The sequence below is a fragment of the Arthrobacter sp. TJ-58 genome, assembly GCF_058269295.1.
The window spans coordinates 882,023-896,490 of sequence record NZ_JBZCNM010000001.1; the positions used below are offsets into that span (position 1 = coordinate 882,023).

16 protein-coding genes are annotated in these 14,468 nt (G+C 64.5%); 11 read left to right on the top strand and 5 right to left on the bottom strand.

Annotated features, from left to right (window positions below; genetic code table 11):
- Nucleotides 1-2: 2 nt before the first annotated feature.
- Nucleotides 3-1,865, bottom strand: a complete 1,863-nt coding sequence (locus AC4D2W_RS04020) for an HNH endonuclease signature motif containing protein (RefSeq protein WP_490925602.1) — start codon at nt 1,863-1,865, stop codon at nt 3-5.
- Nucleotides 1,866-2,162: 297 nt separating this feature from the next.
- Complete coding sequence (locus AC4D2W_RS04025; RefSeq protein WP_490925604.1) at nt 2,163-3,644, bottom strand: MFS transporter; 1,482 nt, start codon at nt 3,642-3,644, stop codon at nt 2,163-2,165.
- Nucleotides 3,645-3,700: 56 nt separating this feature from the next.
- On the opposite strand from AC4D2W_RS04025, the gene AC4D2W_RS04030 reads away from it, so the two are divergent.
- Both AC4D2W_RS04030 and AC4D2W_RS04035 read left to right on the top strand, forming a co-directional pair.
- Nucleotides 3,701-4,285: a TetR/AcrR family transcriptional regulator gene (locus AC4D2W_RS04030; protein WP_490925605.1), complete on the top strand. Its 585-nt coding sequence runs from the start codon at nt 3,701-3,703 to the stop codon at nt 4,283-4,285.
- A gap of 132 nt (nt 4,286-4,417) precedes the next feature.
- Nucleotides 4,418-5,266 carry an SDR family NAD(P)-dependent oxidoreductase gene (locus AC4D2W_RS04035; protein ID WP_490925606.1) on the top strand — a complete coding sequence of 283 codons (849 nt, stop codon included), beginning with the start codon at nt 4,418-4,420 and terminating at the stop codon, nt 5,264-5,266.
- Nucleotides 5,267-5,298: 32 nt separating this feature from the next.
- On the opposite strand, the gene AC4D2W_RS04040 is transcribed toward AC4D2W_RS04035, so the two are convergent.
- Entirely contained in the window at nt 5,299-5,499 is a 201-nt protein-coding gene (locus AC4D2W_RS04040; protein ID WP_490925607.1) for a PLDc N-terminal domain-containing protein, read from the bottom strand.
- A 223-nt stretch (nt 5,500-5,722) separates the two neighbouring features.
- Here AC4D2W_RS04040 and AC4D2W_RS04045 point away from each other — a divergent pair, with 223 nt between their 5' ends.
- Complete coding sequence (locus AC4D2W_RS04045) at nt 5,723-6,070, top strand: UBP-type zinc finger domain-containing protein (RefSeq protein ID WP_490925608.1); 348 nt, start codon at nt 5,723-5,725, stop codon at nt 6,068-6,070.
- Between the two features lie 154 nt (nt 6,071-6,224).
- A complete protein-coding gene (locus tag AC4D2W_RS04050; RefSeq protein ID WP_490925609.1) occupies nt 6,225-7,013 on the top strand; it encodes an SDR family oxidoreductase in 789 nt (262 codons plus the stop codon).
- Between the two features lie 25 nt (nt 7,014-7,038).
- Here AC4D2W_RS04050 and AC4D2W_RS04055 read toward each other — a convergent pair whose 3' ends face one another.
- Nucleotides 7,039-8,124 carry a lysylphosphatidylglycerol synthase transmembrane domain-containing protein gene (locus tag AC4D2W_RS04055; RefSeq protein ID WP_490925610.1) on the bottom strand — a complete coding sequence of 362 codons (1,086 nt, stop codon included), beginning with the start codon at nt 8,122-8,124 and terminating at the stop codon, nt 7,039-7,041.
- A gap of 173 nt (nt 8,125-8,297) precedes the next feature.
- On the opposite strand from AC4D2W_RS04055, the gene AC4D2W_RS04060 reads away from it, so the two are divergent.
- The 5 genes from AC4D2W_RS04060 to AC4D2W_RS04080 all read left to right on the top strand — a co-directional run bounded on the left by AC4D2W_RS04060 (nt 8,298) and on the right by AC4D2W_RS04080 (nt 11,571).
- Nucleotides 8,298-9,443 carry an ABC transporter permease gene (locus tag AC4D2W_RS04060; RefSeq protein WP_490925611.1) on the top strand — a complete coding sequence of 382 codons (1,146 nt, stop codon included), beginning with the start codon at nt 8,298-8,300 and terminating at the stop codon, nt 9,441-9,443.
- A complete protein-coding gene (locus AC4D2W_RS04065) occupies nt 9,440-10,135 on the top strand; it encodes an ABC transporter ATP-binding protein (protein WP_490925612.1) in 696 nt (231 codons plus the stop codon). The genes AC4D2W_RS04060 and AC4D2W_RS04065 overlap by 4 nt, the downstream gene beginning before the upstream one ends.
- A gap of 33 nt (nt 10,136-10,168) precedes the next feature.
- Nucleotides 10,169-10,774: a TetR/AcrR family transcriptional regulator gene (locus AC4D2W_RS04070; protein WP_490925613.1), complete on the top strand. Its 606-nt coding sequence runs from the start codon at nt 10,169-10,171 to the stop codon at nt 10,772-10,774.
- Nucleotides 10,771-11,208, top strand: a complete 438-nt coding sequence (locus AC4D2W_RS04075; RefSeq protein WP_490925614.1) for a DUF3054 domain-containing protein — start codon at nt 10,771-10,773, stop codon at nt 11,206-11,208. Before AC4D2W_RS04070 ends, AC4D2W_RS04075 begins: the two co-directional genes overlap by 4 nt.
- A gap of 81 nt (nt 11,209-11,289) precedes the next feature.
- Nucleotides 11,290-11,571, top strand: coding sequence for an Lrp/AsnC family transcriptional regulator (locus AC4D2W_RS04080; protein WP_490925615.1), 282 nt, complete (start codon nt 11,290-11,292; stop codon nt 11,569-11,571).
- Nucleotides 11,572-11,721: 150 nt separating this feature from the next.
- On the opposite strand, the gene trpD is transcribed toward AC4D2W_RS04080, so the two are convergent.
- Nucleotides 11,722-12,768 carry an anthranilate phosphoribosyltransferase gene (trpD, locus tag AC4D2W_RS04085; protein WP_490925616.1) on the bottom strand — a complete coding sequence of 349 codons (1,047 nt, stop codon included), beginning with the start codon at nt 12,766-12,768 and terminating at the stop codon, nt 11,722-11,724.
- A 159-nt stretch (nt 12,769-12,927) separates the two neighbouring features.
- On the opposite strand from trpD, the gene ctaE reads away from it, so the two are divergent.
- Complete coding sequence (gene ctaE / locus AC4D2W_RS04090) at nt 12,928-13,566, top strand: aa3-type cytochrome oxidase subunit III (protein ID WP_400928784.1); 639 nt, start codon at nt 12,928-12,930, stop codon at nt 13,564-13,566.
- Between the two features lie 81 nt (nt 13,567-13,647).
- The gene (qcrC, locus tag AC4D2W_RS04095; protein WP_490925617.1) at nt 13,648-14,439 is read left to right on the top strand and encodes a cytochrome bc1 complex diheme cytochrome c subunit; all 792 of its coding nucleotides are present in this window, start codon (nt 13,648-13,650) and stop codon (nt 14,437-14,439) included.
- Nucleotides 14,440-14,468 lie beyond the last annotated feature (29 nt).

Below are 14,468 nucleotides of genomic sequence, written 5' to 3' on the forward strand. Positions count from 1 at the left end.
CGTCAGAAGGGCGGCGGGTTGTCGCCGTAGTCGTAGGGATCGGGATCGTCGGGTGCTCCCCAAAGCGACGACGACGGCGGCGGACCTGAGGCAGCACCTGGACTGCCCGTAACAACCCCTGGCATGCCGATGGATAGAGAACCGGAACCCGTGCCCGAACCCGAGGCAAGGCGAAGGTGGGGTTCGGTGCGGTAAGTCCGGCCTCCCGGTGAAACCCATTCGATAATGCCGGGTGAGTGCTGTCTGGCTTTCCAGAAACCTTGGGTTTTGAACATGTGATGCCGCCGGCACAAATGTTCCAGGTTGTCATGATCCGTTGTCCCGCCATGGGACCAGGGTCTGGTGTGGTCGATCTCGGAAATCAGAACATTGGTCCGGCAGCCCGGGAACCGGCAGGTACCGTCCCGTGCCCGCAGCCAACGCTGGAGTCCCGGCGGTACTTTGCGCCGGCGGCCGACCCGAAGGATCTCTTCGGTGTGCGGATCGCGTTCCACCGGAGTCCACCGGGCCGCCTGGCGTGCGAGCCTTCGGGCTGTTTCGGCGCTGATCGGCCCGTAACCATGCAGTTCCGCAGGATCCTCATCGGCTCCGAGCAGGGTTTCAGCGGTGATCAGGACCAGAATCTCGGTTCGGGCACCGGAACCGTGCCTGATGGGACGGTCCTGTCCACGGCCGCCCGACCTCTCAGCGTCGTTACTCTTGTCTGTGTTGCCGTCGCTGTTGCTGTCGCTGTTGCGGCCGTTGCCGTTGCCGTTGCCGTTGCCGTTGCCGTTGCCGTTGCCAGCGTCATCCTTGCCTGCCTTGATGCTGTTGCCGGCGTGACCGGCACCCGCGAGGTTTGTGCCACCGGTGCGGTTGATGTCCCGGCCGAGCCGATCACCGAGGCCGCGACCAGTACTTTCAACGCTGTCGGAACTGTCAGCGCTGGCGGGTGTGTCGGGACGATCAGCGCTGTCGCTCTCGCCCCAGACCCACGCACCGTCACCGGCAGCTTCCCTGCCGCCGCAGGTCAGCAGGTCAGCAAGGATGTCGGCACGCAACTGATCCACCGGACGGGGATCCCCGGCAGCCTGCTCACCCCGAGCCGCAACACTGAGCTGCGTATAGATCGCCTGCGCTTTCTGCGCCGGAAGAAACGCTGAGAGCCAGGACATTCCGTCCGTGTCCGGCTGCAAACATACCCGGCGGGTTTCGAATGCGTTTTTGTGCCGGACCGCAATGGTCTCCGGGTAGCGGGTTTCGCGCAGCCGGCGCGCTTTGACCCGGAACTGTGCCAGGGTCAGACTCCCGTCATGCTGCCCGGCCGCCGTCAGCAGATCCTTCTCGAATCCGGGCAGGTCGGGGGCAGGAATGTTCTGGGACTGCTCCAGCACGGTCTGCACCTGCCCGTAACCGAGGGCTCCCGCTTCCAGGCGCTGCAGGGTGGCCGTGTGGGTATCACAAAGGGTTCCGGCGTCCATCATGAGCATCTTCGCGGTGCCGGTGGGCAGATGCAGGATCGCTGCTGCTTCCTCCGCCGCGAGACTGAAAGCCAAACCCGGGTCCAACTGCCGGTCTTCGTTCGATCCTGTTTCCGGCAGGAAGCCGTTCCGGAAGATCCCTTCCAGCCGGTTCAGGACCCTGGCCTGCTGGGCCTGCGCCCACCGGACAAGGTGATCCAAACGGGCCAGGACAGCACCGGCTTCATCCTGGTCAAAGACTTCAACACCTTGCAGAGCCAGGCTGCCGGTGAACCCGTCCCGGCAGGACGGGGCGGAAGGAAGACTCTCAACGGTGCCGGGCTCAGCGGAATAAACGGCTACATTCCGCGCCGTTGCCGTCCACGCACCTGACGTGTTCCCTGAAGAAGATCCGTGCTGATCCATGTCCTCAGGCTTTCACCCGCCACTGACATTCCCGACCCGAAAACAGCTCCGAAAGACCCAAAATCGGCCCTTCTACTACCGGCCAAATACTCGTCTTTTCTGGCGGAGCAGATTCTCCCCGAGGTCACCGCCAATGACGAAGCGAAGCCGGAACCACGGACACCGCGCCACGCACCTCAGCGGGCGACGCACCCCCGCACGGCCCCGGCCCCCAAACGTCTGCCCCTTAGACAACTGTGTGGACCTGCCTCGCATAAAGCGAAGCAGATCCACACAGAAAACTGACAGGTTGCCTGACTAGCCGGCGTGAGCCACAGCCGGAACCTTCATCAAGTCTTCCTTGGCCGGACGGATCATGAAGAAGCCGATCGGCGCGGCAAGGAACAGGGCGACGCCGGCCCAGATGAAGGCGGTGGAGTAGCCGCTGACCAGCGCCTCCAACTGCGCGGCAGGCCGGGCAGCGTTGTCGCTCAGGTAAGCGGTAATGGCGGCGGTGTAGATGGCAGTGAACAGTGCGGTGCCAATGGAACCGCCGATCTGCTGCGTGGCCGAAACAGCGGCACTGGCTACACCGGCGTCGTGCTCATCAATGCCGGCCAGCGCCACGTTCTGCAGCGGAACAAAGATCATGGCCAGGCCGAAGCCCAGCAGGATCAGGCCGGGCAGGACCTCTACGGCGTAGTTGCCCTCCACCGAGATGAAGGACAGCCAGACCAGGCCGGCCGCACCCACAATGGGACCCAGGGTCATGGGCAGGCGGACGCCGGTGCGCGGCAGCAGGTTCGACAGCACGCCGGCACCGACCATGATGGACAGGGTCATCGGCAGCGAAGCCAGGCCGGACTTCAGCGGCGAGTATCCCAGCACAATCTGGAAGTAGAAGATCAGGAACAGGATGCCGCCCAGCAGGGCGGCGCCGGTCAGCGCGGAGGTCAGGAATGCTCCGCCGCGGACGCGGTTGGCGAGCACACGCAGGGGCAGCAGCGGATTCGAAACCCGGCTCTCCACCCAGACAAACAGAGCGAGGATAACGACGCCGGCGGCAAGGAAGGCGATGGTCTCCACCCGGCCCCAGCCGTTCTCGGCCTGCGAGAAGCCGTAGACCAGCGAAGCCAGTCCGGCCACCACCAGGACGGCACCGGGCAGGTCGTAGCGTGTGTTGCCGTGCGCCTTGCTCTCGCGGATCAGCGGCAGGCCGGCGATCATGGCGACGACGGCGATGGGCACGTTCACGAGCAGGCACCAGTTCCAGCTGGCGTACTGGGTCAGCACTCCGCCGAGAAGCAGGCCGATGGCCGCCCCGCCGCCGCCGATGGCGCCGTAGACGGCAAAGGCCTTGATGCGGTCCTTGCCGGTGGGGAAGGTAATGGTCAGGATGGCCAGCGAGGCGGGCGCAAGGAGGGCGGCAAATGCGCCCTGCAGGCCGCGGGCGGCCAACAGCATTTCAGTGCTCGTGGCAAAGCCGCCAATGGCGGAGGCGATGGCAAAGCCGGCCATACCCACCATGAAGGTGCGCTTGCGTCCCCAGTAATCGGCGATGCGTCCGCCGAGGAGCAGCAGGGATCCAAAGGCCAGCGCATAGATGGTGACCACCCAGGTGCGGTCGCCGTCGGACATGCCGAGCTCACGCTGGGCGTCGGGCAGAGCGATGTTGACGATGGTTCCGTCCAGGACCACCATCAGCTGGGCCAGGGCCAGCACGGCCAGCAGCAGCCAGCGGTGCGGGTGCGCGGAATGATCGACGGCCGGATGGGCTCCGGCGGGGGTGGTGCGATCCATGTAGGGGAAATCCTCATCAAAACGAACTGGTTGGTTGGCTTAGCTATACTACAGGTATGAGAACCGACGGCGAAGCAACGCGGGCACGAATCATGGCAGCAGCGCGCAAGGAATTTGCCGCCCATGGCCTGGCCGGCGCGCGCGTGGACCGGATTGCGTCTGAGGCGCGGGCCAGCAAGGAGCGGCTGTATGCCTATTTTGGTGACAAACGCTCGCTCTTCGCTGCCGTCCTGACGGAAAACCTGCAGGAAACCACGGAACAGGTTCCGCGGGATGTCGAAGACCTGCCCGGCTTTGTGGGCGCGATGTTCGACCATGCGGTGGAAGAACCCGAGCACCTGCGCATGCTGGACTGGGCCCGCCTCGAAGAGGAACCGGAACTGCTGCCGCAGAGGCCCTGCGGCCGCCCCGGCCCCCGCAATGAAGACATCGTCCGCGCCCAGGAAAAGGGAATCATCGACGGGCATTGGAACCCGGATGACTTGATGACGCTGCTTTTTTCCATGGCTACGGCCTGGACGCAGTCCCCGGAAACCCTCTTTACGGGAAAGTCGGAGACCTGCACCGAATCACGTGCCCGACGCCGGGCGGCGGCCATCGAGGCTGCCTGCCGGCTGCTGGAGCCCAGACCGCAGGTTTAAGCGCCGCGGCAGGGGCCGAGAACACCCGGACTGCCGCCCCGAGTCACGAAACACGGCGTCTTGATCCATTGGCGGATCCTCCGGGCGGGGCAATACTGGGAGAGTCCACGCCACCTGCCCGAAAGGCCTCCCGTGCCCGAGTCCGTTCCAGAGCGAACCATCGTCATCACCGGAGCAAGCGACGGCATCGGAGCCGCAGCGGCCCGCAGCCTGCACAGCTTGGGCAACCGCGTCGTCGTCGTTGGCCGTTCCCCCGAAAAGACCGCGGCGGTGGCCCGTGAACTGGGCGCCGATTATCTGCTGGCGGATTTTGCCCGCCTCGACGACGTCCGCACACTGGCGCAGACCCTGCTGGAGCGCTATCCGCGCATCGATGTCCTGGCCAACAACGCCGGCGGCATCATGGCCAAGCGCGCAGACACCGTGGACGGCCATGAAAAGACGCTGCAGGTCAATCATCTGGCGCCCTTCCTGCTCACCAACCTGCTGATGGACCGGCTCGTGGAATCCCAGGCATCGGTCATTAATACCTCGAGCGTGGCTAACAGCATCTTTGCCCGCTTCAGCATTGAAGACCTGGAAGCACACCGAAAATACACGCCGAACCGGGCCTACGGAAACGCGAAGCTGGCGAACATCCTGTTCACCCGGGAGCTGGACGCCCGGTTTGGGACCGCAGGCATATCCGCCGCAGCCTTCCATCCCGGCGGTGTTGCCACATCCTTTGCCTCTGAATCCACCAGCATGATGCGGCTGATGTACCGTTCGGTGCTGAACCGGTTCCTGATCTCCCCGGACGAGGGGGCGCGGACGCTGGTCTGGCTCGCCACCGCCGAACCCGGAACGCAGTGGCAGTCCGGCAAGTATTACTACAAATGCCGGATCTCCACTGCCAACAAGGATGCCTACGACGCCGCCCTGTCCTCCCGGCTCTGGGAAGAAAGCGAACGGATGGTGGGGCTGGCTCCGGCTGCCCGCTGATACGTCACGGCACTGGCCTACGGGGTGCCGGGCTACGGGGTGCCGGGGCGCCGGCCGATGAAGAACCAGGCGACGGGGCCGAGCACCGGAAACGCGAGCACGATCAGAACCCATACCGCTTTCGCGGTGGCTGTCAGCTGACCGGAGCGGGCTATGCCGATGAGTGCGCCCGCCAAGATGACCAGCATCAACAGGCCGGTGCCCAGCACCAGAAAATTCCAGGCATCAGGCACAAGCGGATTTGATCCCTCGGCAACCAACAGCACAATAATCCCCCGTCGTTGATACCCGGCTTCCCGGGCAAGCACCCACCCTAACAGTGCAGATCTGTACCGGAGCTGAGCCGCTGGACAATCATTCTCCCCCGGCATCTTTCACCGCTGCATCTGTCACACCTCCGCACCGGTGGCTACCGTTGGAGGACACAGGGGTGGCTCTGCCGAGGAGTAATTGACCATGTACGACTCATCCGGCATCAACGTTTCAGTACGGCCTTCAGGCCCGGGCTGCGTGGAGTGCACGGCACAGGACGGCTGGTGGTTCCACCTGCGGCGCTGCGCCGAATGCGGCCATATCGGCTGCTGCGACAACTCGCCGGGCCAGCATGCCACCGGGCACGAGGAGTCAACCGGACATCCCGTGATCCGCAGCTACGAGCCCGGCGAAGAGTGGTTTTGGGACTACCGGACCAATTCCGTATTTGAGGGGCCGCTTCTTGCCCCGCCGCAGAGCCATCCGTTGAGCCAGGGAGTCCCCGGCCCCGCCGGACGCGTTCCCCCGAACTGGCCGGACGAACTGCGCTAGGGGCTGGATCATGCATCTGGAACCGGGATCGCTGCTTTCGTCTGGAACGCAGGGCCGGCGCGGTGTTGAAGACAGTCCCCAAGAGCTTAAAACGATGCGCCGCGCAAGTCAGTCCTCTCCCGCTAACTGCCGGCGGCTGGCGTAATCTTGAGGCATGGCACGTACATACATAGTCACTGGATCAGGATCGGGAATCGGCGCCGCTACAGCCGAACTGCTGCGCGAGCGCGGCAACACCGTTGTGGGAGTGGACCTTCGCGGGGCCGAGGTCGAAGCAGACCTCAGCACTTCCGAGGGCCGCCGAGCAGCTGCAGACAAGGCGCTGGAGCTGGCCGGCGGCAAGGTGGACGCAGTCATCGCCTGCGCCGGAATCTCCGCACCGGCAGCCATCACGGTGGCAGTCAACTTCTTCGGCGTTACGGAGTTCCTCGAACTGCTGGCACCGACGCTGGCCAAGAGTGATGCTCCGCGTGCTGCAGTGGTCAGCTCCATGGCATCGCTGCAGCCGAACTCCCCGGAGCTCGTCGAAGCAATGCTGGCCGGCGACGAAGCACTTGCACTGGAAATCGGCGGCAAGCTCGCTGCAAAGGGACCGGCTGAGGGATACCTTAACTACCCCTCCTCCAAGCGCGCCCTCAGCCGCTGGGTCCGCCGGGCAAGCATCACCGACACCTGGGCAGGCCACGGCATTCCGCTGAACGCCGTTGCCCCCGGCACGGTTGTCTCGGCCATGACCAAGGATCTGCTGTCCACCCCCGAGGGACGCAAGATGGTGGATTCCTCGGTACCCATGCCGCTGAACGGCCACTCCGAGGCAATTGTCATTGCACGGCTGCTCGCCTGGCTCACCAGCGAGGAGAACACGCACACCACCGGCCAAACGATCTACACCGACGGTGGTGCTGACGCCACGCTGCGCGGAGATGACATCTGGGGCGCCTAATGCCCTGGACTCCCCGGCCCCGGGGCTAAGAACGCCCTGAGGACACAGAAGCGGCTCCGGAACCTTTGTTCCGGAGCCGCTTCTGTGTCCGCCGCAGGATCCCCAGCCGCAATGACAGGTAGGCCAGCGCGCCAACGGGGATGGGCAGCCAGAACTGCACCAGGCGCCAGGAGAGCACTCCGAGGACGGCAACATGGCCCGGAGCTCCGAAACCTGCGAGCATAGGCACCAGTACTCCCTCAACCAGGCCCAGCCCGCCAGGCGTGAGCGGGGCCAGGGCCACCAGTGAGGCCAGCGAGTAGGCCAGCATCAACTCTGCGGGGGAGCTCACATGCCCGTAGGCTGCGAGGAAAACCCACAGGCAGGCCGCATCAAAGACGTAGCGGGCAGCGGCCAGGACCACCGCCGCCGCCAGCCGGCGCGGTTCCTGCCGGAACATCTGGACTTCAGCAGCTACGGTCCGCACAAACCCCTCCGCCGAAGCAGGAGAGATAATTCTCACTTTTCCGGCGATGGCCCGCACGGTTCGGACTGCACCGGGCAAATGCTGATCCAGCACGGTCAGCGCCGCAAGGGACAGTCCCAGCAGCACCAGCACCACGGCTCCGGCCGTACTGAGATATTGGCCTCCCGCAAAGCTGCCGTGAACGCTCAGCAGCGCCGCACCGAACAGGCCGGCCAGCACCAGATTCGCACCAACCACCTGGATGGTGGCGGCACTCAGCGCGTCCTCCGACTGCACTCCGCAGCGCGTGAGCAGCCGAAAGCGGACGGCGGCCGACGTCGTCCCGCCGCCGGGAACGGTGTGGTTCACCGTGAGATCCGCAAGATCAATCCGGAACAGAGTGAAAAAACCGGGCCTGGCATCACCGGTGAGCACCTCGCGCGTGAGCCAGCTGTAGCTGGCCAGCGACACCGTTTCCAGGAGCACTGCCAGCAGGATCAGGATCACGGGCAGTCCGCGCAGTGCCGAAATGACATTTCCGGAGCCAACCAGCTGGGGCAGGACAACGTACTCAACAACCAGGACCACGGCCAGGATGCCGATGATCCACTTCAGCCACCTTGAATGCTCGGCCCTGTGCCAGTCCGCGCGCAGGTGCAGGGTCATGCCTCAAGCAGAGCAGAACGACACAGAGGAGACCAGAGCCGGCCGCGCCGCACCGGCGGGCGCAAGCCAACCGGGACCGGGAAATTGCCCCGGACCGGATGTTTCTGACATTATGTTGGCATGATGCCGACACATTGTCGGCATCAACATCCCACAACCCACGGAGTTTTCCCATGTTTCTAGCGCTGCGTGAACTGCGCTTCGCCCGGGCACGGTTTGGCTTGATGGGTGGCGTCATTGCCCTGATCGCCATCCTCATGGTCCTGCTGTCCGGCTTGTCATCGGGCCTTGTTAACGACGGCGTTTCCGGCCTCAAGAGCATGCCCGCCACTGCCTTTGCCTTCAATGAGGGCACCAAGACCGACAACGCGTTTTCCCGAAGCGTGGTCGACGAGTCCCAGGCAGAGGCCTGGCGCGAACAGCCCGGCGTCGCCGACGTCACCCTGATGGGCACTTCAATGATGAACGGTGCCACCGACGACGGCACCCAGGTGGACCTGTCCCTCTTCGGCATCGACGGCAACTCTTTCCTCGCCCCTGAAATCGGTGAGGGCCGTGCAGCGTCAGCACCGAATGAGATTGTTGTCTCCCCCACCGGGGCGGACGAAGGTCTGGAGCTGGGCACGGTTGTCACGCTGGAGCGGATCGGCACGGAGCTCACCGTGGTCGGTTACACGGCAGACCAGGCAACCTTCGGACATGTCACGGTGGCCTACCTTCCCCTGAGCACCTGGCAGTACATTGCCGGCGGCGACGCGGCGCCCGGCGCACCCACGACAGCACAGACGGCAGCCACGGACTTCGCCACGGCAAGCACCGTTGCCCTCCTTGCCGAAGACGGCGAGAACATCGACTTCGCAGCCGGAGACGAAGCCGCGCATACCGTGACGTCCTCGCTGAAGGAATCCTTCAACGCCTCCCCCGGCTACAGCGCCGAAACCATGACCCTGCAGATGATCCAGGTTTTCCTCTACGCCATCTGCGCTCTTGTTGTCGGAGCCTTCTTCACCGTGTGGACCGTCCAGCGCAAGCATGAACTGGCCGTACTGCGTGCCATCGGCGCCTCCACCGGCTACCTCCTGCGGGACGGACTGGCCCAGGCTGCCATAGTCCTCGTCGGTTTCACCGCCGTGGGCGTGCTGCTGGGCCTCGGAATGGGCGCAGGCCTGGCCGGAACCGCCATGCCGTTCGCCCTGGAGGCAGGCCCCATTGGCCTGGCAACCGCCCTGACCATCCTTTTGGGACTGCTCGGAGCAGCCGCCGCTATTATCCGAATTTCCCGGGTTGATCCCCTGGCTGCCTTGGGAGGACAGCGATGAACACGCGAACCGAAACCCTGCCGGACACCGCTCTTGGACTGGTGATTGAAGGAGCCAGCCTTGCCCTGGGTGACGGCGACGCCACTGTGCAGGCACTGGACAATGTGTTCCTTACCGTGCGCCCCGGCGAACTCGTCGCCGTCGTCGGCCCCTCCGGAGCCGGCAAATCAAGCCTGCTGGCAGCGGCCGGCGCCCTGACTACACCGGACGCCGGAACCATCACCATCAACGGGACGGACCTGGCAACGCTGAACAGTGCAGCCCGTGCCCGTTTCCGGCTGCGCAACATCGGCTTTGTTTTTCAGTCCGGAAACCTGATTCCCGCACTGACTGCAGGCGAGCAGCTGGAGCTCGTGCACCGGATGGCCTTTAGAAAGAAGAGCTTCGACCCGCGGGAGCTGCTGGCCGCCGTGGGCATGGACCACAAGCTCAAGAGCCGCCCCGATCAGCTCTCCGGCGGTGAGCGCCAGCGGGTCGGAATTGCCCGCGCCCTGGTCACCCGGCCGCCGCTGCTGCTCGTGGATGAACCGACGGCCGCCCTGGACCGGCGCCGCAGCCAGGAAGTTGTGGCACTGCTGGCGCGCGAAACCGCAGAGCGCGGCGTTGCTACAGTTATGGTGACGCATGATCATGACGTGCTCCCCCACTGCCACCGCGTGGTGGAAATGGTTGACGGACGCCTGATCAGCTAGACGACACACAGCAAGTAACAAACAGGAGGGCATGTGCCCCGCATAACCGCCCCCACGGTCGCAGAACACCGTGTGGCCCAGCAACGGGCGCTTCTTGATGCGGCACGCACCCTGCTGGCCCAAACGGGCGAGGCTCCCAGCATGGCCGATGTGGCCGCGCTGGCCGGCCTCGCCCGTCCCAGCGCCTATCAGTACTACAAGTCCCGCCAGGACCTCCTGCATGCATTGGTCCTGGACGTCTTTCCGCGCTGGGCCCAGCGGGTGGAGGAAGCCATGCAGGCCGAAGCAGACCCGGCCGACCGCATCCTCGCCTATGTGCTGACCAACATCGCACTGGTCGCCGAGGGTGAGCATGCAGTCGGCAACGCACTGGCAGCCGTGGCCCCCAGTGAGGAACTCAACACCCAAAGCACCATGATGCATTCGAAGCTGCTGGATCCCCTTGTCGGCACTCTGCGCGAGCTGGGGTCCGAGGATCCCGCAGCAACTGCCGAACTGATCAACGGCATCGTCCACAGCGCCACCAAGCAGCTGGAGTCCGGCTCACCGCAGCAGTCGGTCAATGCACGGGTCACCGAACTTCTGGAACCCTATGTACGGGAGCACCGCCGCAACGGTGCCGGAAAGCAGCATCCGTGATTCACCCTGACACCCCCTCGGCCCCCCTTCCGGCTCCTTCGCCCCGCGCAGACCGCGCCGGCCGCAGCACCGCAGTGTTCCTGGCCCTCGACGTCGTCCTGATCCTCCTTTTCGCCGCACTGGGCCGTGACACGCACCGGCACGGGCTGGATCCGGCCGGAATCCTCATCACCGCCTCACCGTTCCTGATTGCCTGCCTCGCGGGCTGGGCGCTGCTGAGCCGCAGGCTTTTCCCCGCCCGCCTCTGGCCCGGCGGCGTTGTGCTGTGGATCATCACGGTTGTGGCCGGGCTTGGCATCCGTGCGCTTTTCGGCGGCGGCGTCGTCCTCAGCTTTGCAATCGTCACCCTGTGCGTCCTCGGGGCGTTCCTGCTTGTTCCCCGGGCTGCAGCGGCACTTATTGCCCGCAGGCGCGCTGCCCGCATCCGCCCGTAGAACCGCCGTCCGATAGGCTCGCTGTAGTGCGCCGGCTGCAGCAGAGCAGCGGCCCCGCCGCAGCATTACGAAAGGCTCCCCATGATTACCGCTTTTGTCCTCATCCAGACCGACTCCGCCCGCATCCCCGAATGTGCCGAGGAGATCTCGGAGATCGAAGGCATCAGCGAGGTCTACTCCGTCACCGGCGATTGTGACCTGATCGCCATCGCGCGCGTACGCCGCCACGAGGACCTCGCCGACACCATCGCCAACCGGCTCTCCAAGGTGGAAGGCGTCATCGGCACCACCACGCAGATTGCCTTCCGGGCCTATTCGCAACACGATTTGGACGCAGCTTTTTCGCTCGGTTTCGACAGCTGACGGCACTAATCAACAGCGTCCGGATAACACTTCCATAACAAATCAGAGCCCTTTTTCCTCCCGCCGCCGGAAGGAAAAAGGGCTCTGATTTGTTGGATTTAGTGCGGGCCGGCAGCCGCGAAAATCACCGCTGCACCCGGAAAATAAGGCTTACTGGGTTACTTCAATCCAGCGGTCCAGCGCCGCCTGGGCGGAGCCGGAATCAATGGAGTCCTCCGCCTGCCGGATGCCTGCCGCCAGTCGTTCGGACAGCGTTCCCTCGGCCTCGGGGCTCAGCGCCACCAGGGCCGCGGCAGCGTTGAGGACGACGGCGTCGCGCACCGGCCCCCGGTCCCCCGCCAGCACACTGCGAACCACGGCAGCGTTGGCGGCGGCGTCTCCGCCCCGCAGATCGTCAAGCGTGGCCCGGGGTATGCCGAGATCCAGGGGGTCCACCGTCGTCACGCTCACGGCACCGTTACGGACCTCCCAGACGGTGGAGGCGCCCGTCGTCGTCATCTCATCCAAGCCGTCTTCGCCCCGGAACACGAGCGCCCGTACGCCGCGGGCAGCCAGCACCCCTGCCATCAGCGGCGCCAGCCTGGCGTCGGCCACCCCGATGGCGGAGGCGGTGGGGCGCGAGGGGTTGGTCAGCGGACCCATGAAGTTGAAGGCCGTGGACACGCCCATTTCCCGGCGCGGGACAGCGGCGTAGCGCATGGACGGATGGAAGACCTGGGCAAAGCAGAACGTGATGCCGGCCTTCACTGCGGCCTCCGCAACCCGGTCCACCGTCAGGTCCAGGCGCACCCCCAGGGCTTCAATCACATCTGCGGACCCCGAAGCCGACGACGCCGCCCGGTTTCCGTGTTTGACCACCTTTGCGCCCGCACCCGCACAGACGAGCGCAGCCATGGAGGAGATGTTGACCGTATTGTGCCGGTCACCGCCAGTGCCGACGATGTCCAGGGTCTCGCCGGGGATGTTGATGGGCCGGGCATTCTCCAGCATGGCTTCCACGAGCCCGGCCAGTTCCTGAACCGTTTCACCCTTGGCCCGCAGCGCCACCAGGAACCCCGCCATCTGGGCGTCCGACGCCTCGCCGGCCATGATCGAATTCATCGCCCACCGGGTCTGGTCGCTGCGCAGATCCTCGCGCAAAATCAGGGCGTTGATCAGCGTTGGCCAGGTGTGTTCAGAGCTCGGATTCGTAGTCACATCCCCAAGGTTATCTACGAATCGTAGAAAATGCTGATTTCTTTCTGGGGAGCCACTTCCGCGCCGTTACTGGGATCCGCGGGCTTTCGGCACTATTTTGACGCGCCGAGCGTCTATATCTGTTGGAGAACTGGGTACTTTTACGTCCATAATGACTATGTGACAACAGCGACCCATGCCCCCAGTACCCCGGCTCACCCCACGCTGAACCGCCCCAACATGGTTTCCGTCGGAACCGTTGTGTGGCTGGCCAGCGAACTGATGTTTTTCGCCGCACTCTTTGCCATGTATTTCACCCTTCGCTCCACGTCGAGCGATCTGTGGGCCATGGAGACGGAAAAGCTCAACGTTCCGTTTGCGTTCGCGAACACGGTGATCCTTGTTCTAAGTTCCGTTACCTGCCAGTTCGGCGTCTTCGCCGCAGAACGCCTCCAGCCGCGCCGCACCGGGGGACTGTTCAACGTCTCCCGCTGGGGCATGGTCGAGTGGTTCCTCCTCACCTTCCTCATGGGATCGATCTTCGTGGCCGTCCAGGCTTTCGAGTACGCAACGCTCGTCACTGAAGGAGTCTCGCTCTCGTCGAACTCCTACGGTTCGTCGTTCTACCTGACCACCGGATTCCATGGCCTCCACGTGACGGGCGGGCTCATCGCCTTCCTGTTCATCATTGGACGCGCCTATGCGGCGAAGCGGTTTGGCCACTTTGAAGCAACCTCTGCGATCGTGACTTCCTACTACTGGCACTTCGTGGACGTAGTCTGGATTGCCCTGTTCGTCATCATCTACTTCCTCAAGTAACACCTGCTTGAGCCGGCAACCCCCTCAGATATCCACAGTGGCACCAGCACACCAAAGACCACACAAGTTAGGAACCACCAAGTGAAGGCACTATCGCAAAGGCGACGTCATCCCCTAGCAGCAGTTGCGCTGCTGCTGCTGGGACTCCTCGTTACAGGTGGGCTCTATGCGGCAGTCAGCGGCGCAAACGAAGCCCAGGCTGCCAGCACCGCCTACACGGCTGATGACGAAAACCAGGGCGAGAAGCTTTTCATCGCCAACTGCGCCACCTGCCACGGCATGGACGCCTCCGGCTCCGCCAACGGCCCCTCGCTCGTGGGCGTCGGCGCCGCATCGGTCGACTTCCAGGTTGGAACCGGCCGTATGCCCATGGCCATGCAGGGCCCGCAGGCCCAGCAGAAGCCGGTCCAGTTCACTGAAGAACAGACCACTCAGCTCGCTGCCTACGTAGCAAGCCTGGGCGCCGGTCCGGCCGTGCCGGACGCCGAAGCCACCGATGCAGCAGAGGGCAACGCAGCCGAGGGCGGCGAGCTCTTCCGGGTCAACTGCGCAATGTGCCACAACGCTGCAGGCGCCGGCGGCGCCCTGACGCAGGGCAAGTTCGCTCCGTCCCTCGAGGGTGTCAGCGAGAAGCACATCTACGAAGCCATGGTCACCGGCCCGCAGAACATGCCCGTCTTCAATGACGCCAACATCTCCCCCGAGGACAAGCAGAGCATCATCGCGTTCCTGAAGAACATCGAAGCCAACGGTTCGCCGGGCGGCGCCGAGCTCGGCTCGCTGGGTCCCGTATCCGAAGGCCTGTTCATCTGGACCGCAGGCCTCGGCCTCGTCATTGCTTTCACCATTTGGTTGACCTCCCGGTCTTCCTAGACATCACCCGCGCTCACCCACCTGGGTGA